The sequence below is a fragment of the Actinomadura barringtoniae genome (assembly GCF_017573505.1).
In the GTDB taxonomy this organism is placed as follows: domain Bacteria; phylum Actinomycetota; class Actinomycetes; order Streptosporangiales; family Streptosporangiaceae; genus Spirillospora; species Spirillospora barringtoniae.
Window position 1 is genome coordinate 123,572 of the sequence record NZ_JAGEOJ010000012.1, and the last position, 15,575, is coordinate 139,146.

General features: G+C 71.3%; 15 protein-coding genes. 7 read left to right on the plus strand and 8 right to left on the minus strand.

The annotated features are described in order from the left end of the window. Positions 1–3 precede the first annotated feature (3 nt). Both J4573_RS28535 and J4573_RS28540 read right to left on the minus strand, forming a co-directional pair. Positions 4–345, minus strand: coding sequence for an ArsR/SmtB family transcription factor (locus tag J4573_RS28535; RefSeq protein ID WP_208258980.1), 342 nt, complete (start codon positions 343–345; stop codon positions 4–6). 67 nt (positions 346–412) lie between these two features. Then, the gene (locus tag J4573_RS28540; RefSeq protein ID WP_208258981.1) at positions 413–1,846 is read right to left on the minus strand and encodes an SPFH domain-containing protein; all 1,434 of its coding nucleotides are present in this window, start codon (positions 1,844–1,846) and stop codon (positions 413–415) included. Between the two features lie 197 nt (positions 1,847–2,043). Between J4573_RS28540 and J4573_RS28545 the strand changes: the two genes are divergently transcribed. After that, the gene (locus J4573_RS28545) at positions 2,044–2,958 is read left to right on the plus strand and encodes a TIGR03564 family F420-dependent LLM class oxidoreductase (RefSeq protein WP_243773705.1); all 915 of its coding nucleotides are present in this window, start codon (positions 2,044–2,046) and stop codon (positions 2,956–2,958) included. Here J4573_RS28545 and J4573_RS28550 read toward each other — a convergent pair. After that, complete coding sequence (locus J4573_RS28550; RefSeq protein WP_208258982.1) at positions 2,955–3,338, minus strand: VOC family protein; 384 nt, start codon at positions 3,336–3,338, stop codon at positions 2,955–2,957. The genes J4573_RS28545 and J4573_RS28550 overlap by 4 nt on opposite strands. Beyond that, positions 3,335–3,958 carry a TetR/AcrR family transcriptional regulator gene (locus tag J4573_RS28555; protein WP_243773706.1) on the minus strand — a complete coding sequence of 208 codons (624 nt, stop codon included), beginning with the start codon at positions 3,956–3,958 and terminating at the stop codon, positions 3,335–3,337. The genes J4573_RS28550 and J4573_RS28555 overlap by 4 nt, the downstream gene beginning before the upstream one ends. Positions 3,959–4,274: 316 nt before the next feature. Here J4573_RS28555 and J4573_RS28560 point away from each other — a divergent pair, with 316 nt between their 5' ends. From J4573_RS28560 to J4573_RS28575, 4 genes are all read left to right on the plus strand, one after another. Further along, positions 4,275–5,225: an ABC transporter substrate-binding protein gene (locus tag J4573_RS28560; protein WP_208258983.1), complete on the plus strand. Its 951-nt coding sequence runs from the start codon at positions 4,275–4,277 to the stop codon at positions 5,223–5,225. A 115-nt stretch (positions 5,226–5,340) separates the two neighbouring features. Beyond that, entirely contained in the window at positions 5,341–6,357 is a 1,017-nt protein-coding gene (locus J4573_RS28565; protein ID WP_208259211.1) for a FecCD family ABC transporter permease, read from the plus strand. A 61-nt stretch (positions 6,358–6,418) separates the two neighbouring features. Continuing rightward, a complete protein-coding gene (locus J4573_RS28570; RefSeq protein ID WP_208258984.1) occupies positions 6,419–7,189 on the plus strand; it encodes an ABC transporter ATP-binding protein in 771 nt (256 codons plus the stop codon). After that, positions 7,186–7,875: an adenosylcobinamide amidohydrolase gene (locus tag J4573_RS28575; protein WP_208258985.1), complete on the plus strand. Its 690-nt coding sequence runs from the start codon at positions 7,186–7,188 to the stop codon at positions 7,873–7,875. The genes J4573_RS28570 and J4573_RS28575 overlap by 4 nt, the downstream gene beginning before the upstream one ends. A gap of 98 nt (positions 7,876–7,973) precedes the next feature. Here the strand turns inward: J4573_RS28575 and J4573_RS28580 are convergent, their stop codons facing one another. From J4573_RS28580 to J4573_RS28590, 3 genes are all read right to left on the minus strand, one after another. Then, a complete protein-coding gene (locus tag J4573_RS28580) occupies positions 7,974–9,083 on the minus strand; it encodes a coiled-coil domain-containing protein (RefSeq protein WP_208258986.1) in 1,110 nt (369 codons plus the stop codon). Positions 9,084–9,282: 199 nt separating this feature from the next. Beyond that, positions 9,283–9,495 (minus strand): nuclear transport factor 2 family protein, encoded by a 213-nt coding sequence (locus J4573_RS56725; RefSeq protein ID WP_208259212.1) that lies wholly within the window; start codon positions 9,493–9,495, stop codon positions 9,283–9,285. A 32-nt stretch (positions 9,496–9,527) separates the two neighbouring features. After that, on the minus strand, positions 9,528–11,138 hold the full coding sequence (locus J4573_RS28590; protein WP_208258987.1) for an AMP-binding protein: 1,611 nt from the start codon (positions 11,136–11,138) through the stop codon (positions 9,528–9,530). A gap of 251 nt (positions 11,139–11,389) precedes the next feature. On the opposite strand from J4573_RS28590, the gene J4573_RS28595 reads away from it, so the two are divergent. Together J4573_RS28595 and J4573_RS28600 are read left to right on the plus strand one after the other, a co-directional pair. Beyond that, the gene (locus J4573_RS28595) at positions 11,390–13,408 is read left to right on the plus strand and encodes a vWA domain-containing protein (protein WP_208258988.1); all 2,019 of its coding nucleotides are present in this window, start codon (positions 11,390–11,392) and stop codon (positions 13,406–13,408) included. Between the two features lie 24 nt (positions 13,409–13,432). Further along, the gene (locus tag J4573_RS28600; protein ID WP_208258989.1) at positions 13,433–14,848 is read left to right on the plus strand and encodes an extracellular solute-binding protein; all 1,416 of its coding nucleotides are present in this window, start codon (positions 13,433–13,435) and stop codon (positions 14,846–14,848) included. A gap of 12 nt (positions 14,849–14,860) precedes the next feature. Here J4573_RS28600 and J4573_RS28605 read toward each other — a convergent pair whose 3' ends face one another. Then, on the minus strand, positions 14,861–15,505 hold the full coding sequence (locus J4573_RS28605; RefSeq protein ID WP_208258990.1) for a TetR/AcrR family transcriptional regulator: 645 nt from the start codon (positions 15,503–15,505) through the stop codon (positions 14,861–14,863). Between the last annotated feature and the right edge of the window lie 70 nt (positions 15,506–15,575).

The window sequence follows — 15,575 nt, forward strand, 5'->3', positions numbered from 1 at the left end:
CTGCTAGAGGGAGTGGCTTAGGACGCCTACTACCTGGGCGATGCGTTCTTCGTCCCTGCGGTAGTGGGTCCACTTGCCTACTCGGGTGGAACGGACGAGACCGGCTCGTTCCAGGGAGGCCATGTAGGCGGACACGGTCGACTGGGCGAGGCCGGTCTTGGCCTGGATGTGGCTCACGCAGACGCCGACCTCGTGGGGGTCGGCGATGGCCTCTTCGACCGGGAAGTGCTCCTCGGGGTTGCGGAGCCACTGGAGCAGTTGCAGCCGCACGGGGTTGGCCAGCGCCTTGAACACCTCGAGCAGCTCGGCCGAGGTGTCAGGGGACAGTTCATCGCGTGTCTTCATAGGTCGTCACCCCCGATCATAAAGGTCACGACGACGATTCGAGGAATCTCGATACCAGCGGCCCCTGCTAGGGGGTGGTCTCGCCGGCCGAGCGCAGGGCGGCGATGGTCGCGGTGAGCTGGGCTATGAGGGCCGGGAGGCTGGTCGGGTCGGCGGAGTCGCCGATGGCCACGGAACGGAGCTCGGTCGGCTTCGGGAGCTTCTCGACGATCTCCGGCAGGGAGGCGACCAGGGAGGCCTGGATGCTGGCCGGGGTCCGGTTGTTCTCCATCGCCGCCCGGGACAGCTCGCGTTCCAGCTCCAGCAGGGCCTGATCATGGCGGGACCGCGCCCGTGCGATCGACATGGCCAGCTCGGCGTCCAGTTCCAGCCGCTTGAGCTCGGCGCGCAGCCGCGCGGTCTCGGCCTCCTCGGCGTTGCGGTCGCGTTCCATCCGCAGCGCGTGCCGCGTGGTCTCGGTCTCCAGCTCGGCGACCTCGCGGGCGTCGTCGTGCTTGCGCTTGGCGCGGCGGAGCTGCTCGGCGGTCTCGGTGTCGAAGTGCTGCGCCTCGTTCCGCGCCCGCAGCTCGGCCAGCTCACGTTCGTGCTCCAGGCGCTGGGTCTCCTTGAGGCGTTCGGCGGCCATCTCGCGCTGGGCGACGATCTCCTCGGCCTGCAGCTCGGCCAGCCGGGCCACCTGGCCCTGCTCGGCGCGGTAGGGCTTCTGGAGGTTCTCCCAGAGCCGCGACGAGCTGACCACGGCCTCCTTGATCTGCACGGTGACGATCCGCAGCCCGAGGCCCTGGTCGCCGCTCTCCTCACCCTCGGCCACGGCGCGCAGACGGGCGGTCAGCTCCTCGATGATGGGCTGCTTGTCGCTCAGAACGTCCCGGACGCCCATCGTGGAGACCTTGTCCTTGATCGCGGCCTCGGCCTGCTCCTTGAGCTGGAGGTTGACCAGGCGCATCGGGTCCTCGGCGTCGCCGAAGTCGAGCTTGCGGTACGCGACGGCGAAGTCCTGGATGATCCACTGCACGTACCCCTGCACCAGGACGCCCTGCAGCTCCTGGCAGATGCAGTACGCGTTGATCAGGATGGTCTGCGTCGCGCCCGGCACGACCAGGAACGAGTCGGTCGACGGATTGAAGCGGAACGAGACGCCCAGCCCGATGTGCAGCGGCGCCTCCCGGCCGCGCCGCGTGTGGACGACGAACGCGTTCGGCGGCACGAGCACGTTCTTCCAGCGCCAGACGCCGCTGATCCGCACGTCCACCGGCCCCGTGCCCGATTTGTCGGGAGCCGCGGCGCCCAGAGACCGTTCACGCTTGGCCAGCGGCCCCGGCGACCGCGACCCGCCCGCGACGCCCGGCGCGCCCGCGGGCGCAGGCGCAGGCGGCATCGGAGGAGCCCCCGGCGCGACAGCCGCGGCACGTCGCGGCCGGGCCTTGAGGTCGTCCTCGAGCACCGCCTGCTGCGCGACGACCTGCTCCAGATAGGCGTTGCTCTTGTCGGCGGCGCTCATCGACTCCCCCAGCGGAAACGTGCGCAGCGAACGCGCGCAAATGCGAATTGTTGCGACCATATCGACGACTTCGCAGCCCAGTGGAGCGATCGCCGAGACCGGCCGGACGATCGCTCCGGCCGAGGCCGCCCCAGCCGTGATCGCGCTTGAACGCTGTGACAGGATCGACTGGGTACAGTCAGGCAACTCTGGAGGTAATGGTGCGTATCGGAGTGTCTCTCAGCGAGCGGAGCGGCCCGGACGCCCTGGTCAAGCTGACCGGCGACCTGAAGCGCGCGGCCGACGACGGGTTCTCCTCCGCGTGGCTGTCGAACATCTTCGGCCTGGACGCGCTCACCTCGCTCGCCGTCGCGGGCAGCCAGGTGCCGGGCATCGAAGTGGGCACCGCCGTCGTACCGACCTATCCGCGACACCCGGCCGTCCTGGCGCAGCAGGCGCGCACCACCGCCGCGGCGACCGGGCCCGGCCGCCTTACGCTCGGCATCGGCCTGTCCCACCAGATCGTCATCGAGGAGATGTACGGCTACTCGTTCAAGCGCCCGCTGCGGCACATGGACGAGTACCTGTCGGTCCTCCTCCCGCTCCTGGACAACCAGCCCGTGGCCTTCACCGGCGAGACCGTGAAGGGCCAGATCGGCCTGACCACCCCGAGCGAGGGCCGCGTCCCCGTCCTCCTCGCGGCGCTCGGCCCGAAGATGCTCCAGCTGGCCGCCGAACGCACCGACGGCACGATCCTCTGGATGACCGGGCCGACCACCGTGAAGGAGCACATCGCGCCCACGATCACGGCCGCCGCCGAGGCCGCCGGACGCGCCGCGCCGCGCATCGTGTGCGTGCTGCCGGTCGGCGTGACCGACGACGTCGAGGCCGCGCACGCCCGCGCGGGCAAGGCCTTCGCGGTGTACGGAACGCTGCCGTCCTACCGGGCGATGATGGACCGCGAGGGCGCCGCGGGCCCCGCCGACCTCGCGATCATCGGCGACGAGGACACCGTGGGCGCCAAGCTCGAAGAGCTCGCCAAGGCCGGCGTCACCGACTTCGTCGCCGGCGAGTTCCTCCCCCGCGACGAAGGCGTCCGCACCCGCACCTTCCTCAAAACCCTCACCGCCTAGCCGTCGGTGGCGATGACTTCGTAGAGGTTGCCGGTGGGGTCGGCGAAGTAGAGGGCGCGGGCGCCCAGCGGGTGGGGTTCGGCGATCTGGCCGTTCGCCGGGTGCGCGGGCTCGTCGCCGAACGGGATGCTGCGCTGCCACAGGCGCTCCACGACGTTCTCGAACGTGGCCGCGTCGACGTCGAACGCCAGGTGGTGGCCCTGCGCGTCCGGCACGGTCATGAAGTCGAGTGTGAGCTCGCCGTTCACGCGGATGGGCACGAAGTGGGTGGCGTGCGGGTGCGGGCCGGTGTAGTCCAGGCCCATCACCGTGGCGAAGAACCGTGCCGCCTCGTCGTTGTCGACGGCGGGAACGATGGTGTGGTTCAAGGTGATGGTCACGCGTTCTCCTCGGCCTTCAGCGCGCCGTGCAGGAACATGTCGATGGTGTCCTCCACCGAGACCCTGGTCTCGCTGACGGCGCGGGTGCGGCTGAACGTCAGGCCCATGAAGACCGCCGAGATCTGCTCGGGCGGCAGGCGCAGCGACTCCCGTTCGGGCTCGAAGAGCTCGGAGATCGCTTCGAGCGTCTGCTCCATGGCGGCGGTGCGGTCGAGCCCGGCGTCGGCCTGCTCGCCGCCGCCGTGGCTGCCGCGCCCTCGGCGCCCGCTCGCGTAGAGCGCGGAGATGACCATGCCCATGCGGGCCAGGTAGGCGTCGATCGCCGCGCCCGCCTCGGCGAGCCGCTCGGCCAGCGGCAGCTCCAGCGAGATGGAACGGATCTCGTTCAGCACGTGGTCGTTGCGCAGCACCTCGGCGACGCAGGCGTCCAGCAGTTCGTCCTTGTCGGCGAACACGCGGAAGATCGTCGCCTCGCCGATCCCGGCGGCGCGCGCGATCTGCCCGGTGGTGACGGCCGCGCCGTGTTCGGCGACCAGCGGCACGGCGGTACGGATGATCATCTCCCGGCGCTGGTCGGGGCTCATCCCCGGCGCACGGCGCCGGGTGGTCGGGGTGTCCATGCCTCCACGGTACGGAGTGAGCACTCACTCCGTCAAGACCGAAGTGAGTGCTCACTCCGATCCGGCCACCCGTGGCCCGGAGTCCCCCACAACGGCTGATAACGTGGCTGTTCACGCGCGCCCATGGAGCGAAGTCCGGTGTGATCCCGGCGCTGTCCCGCAACTGTGATGCCTCCGGAGTACGCATGCGACGCATGCACTCCGAGCGGTCGAGCCAGGTCGCCTCCCGGCGCGCCGACGACTCTCGACCCTCGCGGAAGGGCGATCCGTCCCCATGCGGGTCCGGGCCCCCTTCCCGGCAGCCATGGAGGCTCCTGTGAGACCCGTACGTGCCCTCGGTGCGTCCCTTCTGATCGGCGTCATGACGCTGGCGGCGGCCGCGTGCGGCTCCGACGACTCGTCCGACTCCGGATCCGGTTCCGGCTCGGGCGGCACGGGCAAGAACGAGGCGGTCACCGTTCAGGCCGCCAACGGCGCGGTCACCATCCCGGCGACGCCGAAGCGGATCGTCTCCCTCTCCCCCACCCACACCGAGTCCCTCTTCGCCATCGGTGCGGGCAAGCAGGTCGTCGCCGCGGACGAGTACTCCACCTACCCCGCCAACGCCCCCAAGACCAAGCTCTCGGGCTTCAAGCCCAACGCCGAGGCCATCATCGGCTACAAGCCCGACCTGGTCGTGCTCTCCGACGACATGGACGGCATCGTCAAGGCCCTCGCCAAGGTGAAGGTCCCCGTCCTGCTCGAACCGGCCGCGACCAAGCTCGACGAGGCCTACGACGAGATCAACGACCTGGGCCAGGCCACCGGGCACGCGGCCGAGGCCAAGAAGGTCACCGACGACATGCGCGCGAGCATCCAGCAGACCGTCGCCTCGGCCCCCAAGAACAAGCCGCTGTCGTACTACCACGAGCTGGACAACCAGCTTCACACGGTGACGTCCTCCACGTTCATCGGCCAGGTGTACGGCCTGTTCGGCCTGCGCAACATCGCGGACAAGGCCGAGAAGGCCTCCGGCGGCTACCCGCAGCTGTCCCGCGAGTACCTCCTCAAGAGCAACCCCGACCTGGTCTTCCTGGCCGACACCAAGTGCTGCGCCCAGAACGAGGCCGCCGTCGCCAAGCGCAGCGGCTGGCAAGACCTCACCGCCGTCAAGAACAAGAACATCGTTCCCCTGGACGACGACATCGCCTCCCGCTGGGGCCCGCGCCTGCCGGAGTTCGTGAAGACCATCGGCGCCGCGATCCAGAAGGCCGCCCCCACCAAGTGACCACCACGTGAAGGCGAACGGGCAGCCGGACGGAGAGGACACACCACCCCAGCCGTCCAAGTCGGCACCCCCGGCCGGGCCTGCTGCGGTCGCGCCTGCCGCGGCGCCGGCGCGGTTGCGGCCGGTGCAGTTGGGGGTCGCGCTGGCGGCGCTGCTGGTCACGTTGCTGGCGGGGCTACTGGTCGGGGCGGCCGACCTGCCCGTCGCCGGGGTCCTGAAGGCGCTGCTCGACCGGGTGCCGTACGTGCACCTCGACTCCGGCCTCAGCCCGATCGAGCAGAACGTGCTGTTCGAGCTGCGCCTCCCACGCGTGCTGCTCGGCGCGGCGGTCGGCGGGCTGCTCGCCATCGCGGGCGCGGGCTACCAGGGCGTCTTCCGCAACCCGCTCGCCGACCCCTACCTCCTCGGCGCCGCCGCGGGCGCCGGGGTGGGCGCCACGCTGGTGATCGTCCTGATCCCCGGCGATCCCAAGCTGGCCGTTCCGCTGGCCGCGTTCGTCGGCGCGATCAGCGGGGTGTTCCTGGCGTACGTGCTGGGCAGCACGGCCAGCCGCGGCGGCGGAGCGGCGACGCTCGTCCTCGCCGGGGTCGCGGTGTCGAACTTCCTCGCCGCCGTCCAGACGTTCCTCCAGCAGGCCAACGCCCAGGAGCTTCAGCGGATCTTCTCCTGGATCCTGGGCGGCCTGGGCCTGGCCGACTGGGCGACGCTCGGCATGATCGCCCCGTACGCGATCATCTCCACCGTCGTCCTGCTCCTGCACGGCCGCCTCCTGGACGTGCTGAGCGTCGGCGAGGAGGAGGCCGCCTCACTGGGTCTCTCGGCCGCCCGGGTACGTCTCACCGTCCTGGTCGCGGCGTCGCTCGCCACCGCCTGCGCGGTCGCGGTCAGCGGCCTGATCGGGTTCGTCGGGATCGTGATCCCGCACGTGGTCCGCCGCCTCGCGGGCGGCTCCTATCGCGTTGTGCTCCCCCTCTCCCTCCTTGGCGGCGCCGCGTTCCTGGAGGTCGCCGACCTGGTCGCCCGTACGGTCGTCTCCCCCGGCGAGCTGCCCCTCGGCGTGGTGACGGCGTTCGTCGGGGCGCCGTTCTTCGTCGTCATCCTGCGCGCCACCCGCAAGCAGGTGGATCCGTGACGGCGGACCCCATGACGGCGGACCCCATGACGCGGACGGCCCCCACGACGGTGGTGGACCCATGACGGTCAGGGTGCGCGACCTGGACGTGACGCTCGACGGGCGGCCGGTGCTCAAGGGCGTCACGCTCGACGCGCCGCCCGGTACGTGGACGGCGATCATCGGGCCGAACGGGGCGGGCAAGTCGACGCTCCTGCGCGCGATCCTCGGCCTGCGCCCTGGACGCGGCGAGATCGAGGTGGCGGGGACGGATCTGCGCGCGCTCAAGCCGCGACAGCGCGCCCGCGTCGTCGCGTACGCGCCCCAGTCGCCCAACCTCCCTCCGGGCATGACGGTCTTCGACTACACCCTGCTCGGCCGCTCCCCCTACATCCCTCATCTGGGCAGGGAGAGCACGCGCGACCGCGCGGTCGCGGGCGACGTCCTGCAACGCCTTGACCTCACCTCCCTCGCGACCCGCCCGCTCGACCACCTGTCCGGTGGCGAACGCCAGCGGGTCGTCCTGGCGCGTGCCCTCGCGCAGCAGACCTCCGTCCTCCTCCTCGACGAGCCGACGACGGCCCTGGACATCGGCCACCAGCAGCAGGTGATGGAGCTGATCGACCAGTTGCGGCTGGCGGACGAGCTGACCGTCGTGACGACGATCCACGACCTCACGCTGGCCGGTCAGTACGCCGACCGGCTGATCCTGCTGTCGGCGGGCGAGGTGGCCGCCGCCGGAACGCCCGCCGACGTCCTCACCCGCGACGCGATCGCCGAGCACTTCGACGCGCGCGTACGGGTCACGCCCGGCCCGGACGGCCGTCCCGTCCTCTCCCTGGAGCGCCCATGAAGATCGAGATGTACCGGCGGACCGAGAACGGGCGCCCGCTGACCTCCACCGTGTGGCGGCCCGGCCCCGGCCACCGCGCGATCTCCTCGGCGACGCTCGGCGGCGGCATCGGCTCCGCCGGTTGGGTACTGAACGCCCAGGTCCCCGGCACGTACGCGCGCATGGACCCGGCCGAGCACCTGCGCGAGCTCGCCGCCGCCTACGGCCTCCAAGGTCCCGGTGTCGGCATGCTCACCGCCGCCTCGGTGGACCGTACGGTCGAACGTTCCGACAGCGGCGTCGCCGTGTCCGCGACCGTCGGCCTGCGCGTCCCCACCTGGGCCGCCGCTCCCCCGGACGCCGTCGACCCCGAGCTGGCTCCCATCCAGGACATCCAGACCCCGGGCACCGTCAACATCGTCGTCTCCGTCCCCGTCCCCCTCACCGACGCCGCCCTGGTGAACGCCGTCATCACCGCCACCGAAGCCAAGACCCAGGCGCTCATGGAAGCGGGCTACCCCTGCACGGGCACCGCCTCCGACGCCATCTGCATCGTCACCCCCGAAACCCCTGGAGCCCCCGAAACCCTCAGCCCCAAAGCCGCGGACCCGTTCGCAGGCCCACGCTCGACCTGGGGTTCGCGGCTCGCGCGGGCCGTCCACGCCGCCGTACGGGACGGCGCCATCGACTACACCACGCACCTCTGACAGTGGAACGCACCGGCCGTCGCGCCACCCCGGTGCGGTGCGACGGCCGGTGCCGGGCCAGTGCTCTTCCGATAGGCGGACCCTCACCTCCTCATCAGTCAGCCGGCATGGGGTAGCTGGAAGCCGCTCAGCGAGTGCAGCCCAGTCGGTGGTTCCTGTTCGATGGCGGTCGCCGTGCGGCCGTCGGGGATGGTCGCCGGGCCCGTCTCGCCGCCGCGGGCGGCGGCCGGTCCCCTGGTGAGCGCGTCGATGTGACGGCGTGCCCGTTCGGCCTCCGACCGCGCGGCGTCCCGTTCGCCGGCCAGCGCCGCGAGCGTGGCGCGCAGTTCGTCGACGGTGTGGTTGAGCCGCCAGTTCTGCTGCTCGCAGTCGCGCACCCGCGCCTGCGCCTGGTCGAGGTCGGCGACCGCCTGGCCGCGCTTGGCCTCCGCGTCCCGTACGGCGGAACGCAGGTCCTCCGCCGCCCGCCGGGCGGCCGCCGCCTCTATCCGCTGTCCCTCGACCAACGTGTCCGACTCCGAGAGCCGCGAGTGCAAGGTGACGAGCTCGGCGCGCGCCGCCTCAAGGGCCGCGAGCAGCTCGCCCTCCCGTTCGGCGACGCGGCTGCGCTCGTTCTCGGCGGCCAGCCGGGCCGCCTTGCTCTCCTCGGCGGCGCGCCGCGCCTCCCGCATCTCCTGATCGGCCGCGTCTCTCGCGGCGCACGCCTGCTCTGCCTCTGTACGGGCCGCCGCGCAGTCCTTTTCCGCGACCTCGGCGCGGAGCCGGGCCGAGGCCGCCTCCTGCCAGGCCGACTTGGCCTGGCGCTGCGCCGCGTCGAGTTCCTCCTGCGCCGCCGCCACGTGCGAGGCCGCCTCGGCACGCGCCTCCGAGACCCGCCGTTCGACACCGGCGACGCTCAGCTCGGACGCCAGCGAACCGGCCAGCTGGTCGGCCGCGCCCTCCAGCCGTTGAACGATCTCCCACGCCCAGGCGACCTGCCCGGGCAGTCCCGGCGTCTCCTTCCCTCGCTCGCGCCGGCCCTGCGCCTCGTCCGCGCAGGCCCCGCCGTTGTCCGTGCAATACCGGAGGGTACGGGCGCCGCGCAGCGGCTGCGGAACGGGCCGTCCGCAGCTCGCGCACGGCCATACCGACCCCGCCGCGTCCACCGAGTCCGGCCGCGTCGCGTCCGAACCCCTGATCTCGTCCGGGCCCGGCACACCGGCCTTCACGCCAGTGTTCGCCGCGACCCCTGTCTGCCCCTGTCCCTGTCCCCCGACGTGCCCGCTCCTGGTCTCTCTCGTCGACCGAACGCGCTCGACCACTGCACCACCCTCGATGGGCGCCACCTTCTGGTCCGTCATGCAAGGTGATACGCAGCATCCCCCGGAAAGCGTTCGAAGCCCATCGGCCTAATTTTGCGCGCGAACATCACGAACGACCTGACACCACGCTTGGATCACCCTCGCTCCACATACTCATCAGTACGCGGTGGCTGAAGCGCCATCCGTCCCCGGTGCGGCGCAGCCGGTCGGCGTACCGCCCCGCTCCCAGATACTTCGCGCCATCGCTCCGAACGTGCTGCGCCTGTACGTAGCACGTATGCGTCGCCTCATCGCCGCCGCCCAGCGGGCCTACGACCAGGTTGGGTCAGGGGCGGACGCGACGCCGGAGGCCTAGGAAACCGGCTCGCCGTGGCTGCGCAGATAGGCCTCGCGGAGGCGGCGGCGGCTCAGCTTGCCGGAGGGGGTACGCGGCAGGGACGCGTGGAACTCGATGCGCCTCGGGTGCTTCAGGCGCGCCAGCCGGGGCTCGCAGTGCGCCCGCAGGTCAGCGACCAGTTCCTCACCCGGCCCGCCGGGCCAACCCGGTCCGCTCCCTACCGGACCGCCCTCCACCGAACCTCCCTGCACCGGGACGGTCTGCACTGGCTCGATCAGGGCTACGACCTGCTGGCCCCATTCGGGGTCGGGGACGCCGATGACGGCGACGTCGGCTACCGCCGGGTGTTGCAGGAGGACGGCCTCGATCTCGGCGGGGTAGATGTTCACGCCGCCGGAGATGATGAGGTCGGTGCGCCGGTCGCTCATGTAGAGCCAGCCGTCCTGGTCCAGGTGGCCGATGTCGCCGGGCGTGTAGAACTCGCCGCGCATCGCCGAGGCGGTCTTCGCCGGGTCGCCGTGGTACTCGAAGCCCGAGTAGCCGCGCGCGTAGATCATCCCGGCCTCGCCCACCGGGAGCTCGGCGCCGTCCTCGTCGAAGATCCTGATCTCGATGCCGTCGACGGCGCGTCCCACGGTCCCCGGGCGGCCGAGCCATTCCTGCGGTGTCGCGACGACGATGGCCCCGCATTCGGTGGAGCCGTAGTACTCGTAGAGCACCGGGCCCCACCAGTCCATCATGCGCTGCTTGGTCTCCACCGGGATCGGCGCGGCGCTGTGGAAGACCATGCCGAGCGACGACAGGTCGTAGGATCCGCGCACCTCGTCGGGCAGCCCGAGCATCCTGTGGAACATCGTCGGCACCATGAACGTGTTGGTGACGCCGTACCGCTGGATCAGCTCGAGGGCGCCCTCGGGTTCGAAGCGGCGGCAGACGACCACCGCGTGCCCGAGGTTGAGCGCCATCATCGCGTGCGCGCACGGAGCCGAGTGGTACAGCGGACCCACGGCCAGGTGCACCCCGTCCCCGGGCTCAAGCCCCAGGTTGCTCGCCAGTCCCCGCCGCATCGCCGAGAAGAGCTTCTCCGGCGAGATGTTCAGGATGGGGCGCTGAACGCCCTTGGGCCGCCCGGTGGTCCCCGAGGTGTAGAGCATCAGCGAGCCCATCAGCCGTTCCGCGGGCGGCTCCACGCTCCCCTCGACGTCGAGCAGATCCCGGAAGCCGTCCACCGGCTCGACGCTGATGCGCGCCTCGTCCGCGATCCCCGCGTCGCCGGCCGCCGTGACCACCACGTCCGCCAGTTCCGGCTCGGTCACGACGGCCTTGGCTCCGCTGTCGGCCAGCACGTACCCGATCTCGGGGGCGGTCAGGTGCCGGCTGACCGGCACCAGGTACAGACCCGTCTGCATCGCGGCCAGCAGCACGGTCAGGAACTCGGCGCGGTTGCCCAGCACGGTCGCGACGGTGTCGCGCGGGCCGAGCCCGAGGCCGCGCAGCGCGTGCGAGAGGCGGTTGACCTGGGCGTGCAGTTCGCCGTACGACACGGTTCCGTCCGGGCCGAGCACCGCAGGGCGGCCGGGGTCCGACGCGGCGATCTCGTAGAAGCTGCTGCCCTGGACACCCATGGGTGATCTCCTCGAAGCCGGGGGTCACTTCCCGTCCATAGGACAGAGGCCACGCGGGCGAAGTCAAGATCCGGCGACCGCCCGGCGAGACGAACGGTCGCGATCTCGCTTCGGGATGCACCTGCACAAAAGCAACCTCGTCCGTACAATCGAAGGCGATTTCGTTCGGGGGGCCGAGCGGCGACGGGGCCTGAATGGGTGAAGAGGATGAACGGCAGCAACCCGGCCACCAAGGATCACTCACCCGGCGGTTGACCGCTCTTCTGCGCAGCCTCAGCGTCGAGCTCACCGCGTCTCTGATCGTCTCGTCGCTGCTGGCCGCGTTCCCGCTGTTCGTCGTCGTGTGGCGGCGGATCGGGGTGGAGATCGCGCTGGCGGCCTGGGGGCTGCTGTCGCTGGGGCTGCTGGTCGCGGGCGGCGTCGTGCTCTACCGGCATCGCGACGGCAAGCTCGGCCAGGTCGTGGGCCGCGTCGGGATCGCGTCGGCCTGGGCGCTGGCAGGTGCGGCGATAGCGGGCCTGCTCCTGGGCGCCGGTTACGGGGTGAACGCGCTCGCACGATCGGGCGGGCCGTGCTCGTATCCGCTGGAGCTGCGCGTCCTCACCACGCCCGACGCGCTCACCGCCGTCCGCTACGCCGCCGCCGACTTCGTCGTCGGCACCCGTTCGCACGGATGCCCGGCCTACTCGGTGACGGTCACCTCCGAGAGCGGCGCGACGCCCGTACGGAACGGCCTGGCCCGCGGCTGGGAGGGCGACCAGACCAGCGTCGGCGCGCAGCTCCTGGGCCCGCAGCCCGACGTCTGGATCCCGTCCTCCCCCGCCGAGTACGCGTACGGCGCCGACCCGGCCAACCTCGCCACGTCCGACTCGCCGCCCAAGGTGACGGCCGACCCGTCGTCCCTCGGGCGTTCTCCGATGGTCCTGGGCCTGTTCGGCGACGACAACGGGCGCGTCTACAGCGAGTCGAGCCTTCCCGGGCGCGACTCCACCACAGAGCTGCTCACCAAGTTCAAGGCGGCGGGCATCAAGGGCATCGCCCGGCCCATCCCGGAGAGCTCCGCGGTCGCACTGGCCGTCACCCCGGTGCTGCACCGCTCCATCACCAACGCGGGCATGGCGCCCGACGGCGCGGCTGCGGAACGGCTGCTGAGCCCGGCCGACCCGCCCGAGCTCCTTGCGCCCGATGCCGTTTCCCTGCTCTGCCAGCTGCGAGCCACGGCGCAGCAGGGCGGGAACGCCCCCGGCAGCCGCCCGCCCTTCGGGTACGCGGTGGTCGTCTCCGAGCAGCTGCTGAACGACTACAACGCGGGCCGTCCCCTGGGCGACAGCTGCGGCGGCGTCAATTCAGGCGCCGACCCCTACGACCAGTGGAAGCTCTACCCCTACTACGCCAATGACCTGCCCAGCCTGGACTACCGCTTCGTGCAGCTGAAATGGCCCGGCCAGGACGACGCCGCGCGTGCCAACGCGGTCAACTCCTTCAAGAACTGGCTGACACGCCACCCGCTCACCTCCCAGGGTTTCCGCGGCCGCGACGGCTCGTACCGCCGTTCCCATACGGCCGACTCCGCGCATCCCTACCTGAGCGGCATCGACCGCCTGGGCAACAGCGCGATCCCCTCGGTCATCAAGGGCCCGGAGGCGCCCGGCGTACAGGACGCCCTGGACGCCATCAGCGCGGTCCGCAAGAAGGTGCTGATCTCCATCGTCCTGGACACGTCCGGTTCGATGGGCGCGCCCGCGTCCACTCCGCTGCGCGGATCCCGCCTCACCCATGCCGTGTCCCTGCTGCGCAGCCTGGTCGACCAGCTCAAGGGCGATGACGTCGCGGGCCTGCAGACCTTCGCCCGCCCCCGCCAACCCGCCGACCGCCCGGTGATGAGCGTTGCCCGCGCGGCCCTGATCTCGCCGACGCAGTCCAAGCTCCTGAACGACAAGCTCCAGGCCCAGAGCGTCGCCCGCCCTGACGTCTCGCTCACCGATGCCGTCACCGGCGCCGACCTCTCCTACGGGGAACGGGACGCCATCGTCGTCACCGACGGCCAGTCCCTCCAGACCAATCCCTCCATCGGCAAGGACCGCGCCCGCCTGGCCGACTACCACCACAAGCATCCGAACCTGCGGCTCACGCTCCTGCTCACCGGCCCGACCGGCTGCGACGTCTCCCCCGCCAAGGACGTCCGCCAGGCCATGGGCGGCAGGTGCGTGCTGCTGAACGACGACCCCGACGAGGCGCAGGCGGCGCGCCTGCTGTCGACACTGCGGTGACCCATGCCTGACCAGCAAACGCCCATGCCCAATCAGCAACCGCCCATGCCCGGCCGGCGACGAGGCTTCCTCACCAGAACCAAGACCCACCCCCTGATAGCCCTGATCTGCGCCATCGCCGGGGCGCTCGCCCTCCTCGCGGTCGTGGGAGCGTTCACGTTCCGCCCGTTCTACGACGGCCTCCCCGAGTCGTGCGGCGGCGAGGACCTGACCGTGGCCGGCGGCAACGACGTGAGCCTCAACAACCAGCGGCGCGCCCTCGTCGAGACCTGGAACCAGCAGGCCCGCGGCGACCATCGCCCGGCCCGCCTCATCGAGGTGTCGCCGTCGTCTGACCTGCAGTACAGCCAGCTCAAGGCGGCGGCCGAGTCCAAGAGCTGCGCCTACGACGTGTTCATCCTGGACGCCCCCTGGACCGCCGAGTTCGCCCGCGACGGCTACATCAAGGAGCTCGGCCACGGCGACGTCGACTCACCCGACGACTTCTTCCCGCCCGGCCTGCAGATGGGCGCCTACCAGGGCCGGCAGTACGCCCTGCCGTTCAACCTGGACGTCGGTCTCCTCTACTACCGCAGCGGCGCCCAGCCTCCGTCGTCCCCGTCGGCCTGGCCCGACTCGCGCTACATCGCCCAGCTCGGCGACTACGAAGGTCTCACCGTCAACGCACTCGAATACGCGTGGAACCACGGCGCGGCCGGTGTCCTGACCGGCGACACCGAGCCGAGCCGCGCCGCCCTGGCCACCAAGGTCTATCCCGCGCTCAAGGCGGTCGCCGCGCGGATCGCCCAGGGCGGTTCGCTGCAGACCTCGCTCATGCGCGGCTACCAGGAGCAGGACAGCATCCAGGCGTTCGCCCGCGGCGCCGACGACGGCCTGATGCGGCACTGGCCTTACGCCTACCGCGACCTGGCCAACGACCCCAAGCTCCGCGACGGCGCGAACCTCCGCTTCAACGTGATCGCCCCGCCCGGCGCCAACGCCCTGGGCGGCCAGACCCTGGCGATCTCGGCCCACTCGCGCCACGAGAAGGACGCGCTGGCCCTCATCCAGCACCTGACGAGCACCGCCAGCCAGCAGCGCCTGTTCTCCTGCGGTGGATTCGCACCCACCCGCTTCTCCGCGTTCGGGCTGAAACCCGGCCCGCTGCGCGACGCGGCCGTGCCGAGCCTGCCGACCTGCTCCCAGCTGCGTTCCGCCGAACGCGACAACGCCAACGGCGAGCCCGACAACGCCACGCCCCAGCGCCTCTCCGACCTGGCCAAGGCCATCGTCGCCAGCCTGGACCGCGCCCGCCCCCGCCCGGTCACCGACCACTACGAGACGTTCAGCGCCACCTTCCGGGGCTGCGCCCGCAAGATCCTCTCCGGCGCGTCGGTCGCCCCCGACACCTTCGCCCACGCCGTCCAGGACGCGCTCAAGGGCAAATCAGCGTCCTGCTGAACAGCGAGGCCCCTAAGCCGTCAGCGCCGCACGCGCCATGACCTTCAACAGGGAGGCCATCGCCTCCCGGTCCAGGCCGGTCGCGCTGTACGGGGTGGAGTTGAGCAGCCCGAAGCAGGCGTGCACAGCGGCCCGCAGCCGCTCTTCGGGAACGCCCGGCTGCAGGCGCCGGAGCACCGCCACCCATTCCTCCACGTAAGCGCGCTGCAACCGCCGGATCTCGTGCCGTTGCGGCTCGGGCACGTTGTCCAATTCCCGCTCGTGCACGGTGATCAACGCAGGATTGTCCAGCGAGAATGCGATGTGCCACTCCAGCAGCCCGTCCAGGGCCCGTCCCGCCTCCGGCTCGGCGGCGCGCACGAGCCCCTCGGCGTGCAGGCGCCGGCTGATGTCCAGCAGCATCTCGGCGAGCACGTCCTCCTTGCCGCGGAAGTGCCTGTACAGCGCGGGTCCGGTGAGTCCCACCGCGCGTCCCACGTCGCCGATGGAGGCACCATGGAAGCCGCGGCGCGCGAAGAGCTCGGCCGCCGCGCCGAGGATCTCGGCCCTGCGTGGGGAGACGCCCGCGGTCGCCGGGCCGCCCGAGCGAAGCGAGGGATGCCCGGCGGTTTTTGCCGGGGGGCCCTGGGGGGTCGTCCCCCCTGCGGAATGCGTCATGATGGAAGTCTAGACTAGGATGTTAATCGTCGTTAACATCTCCGTTGTTAACGGTCGTTAACTGTCAATG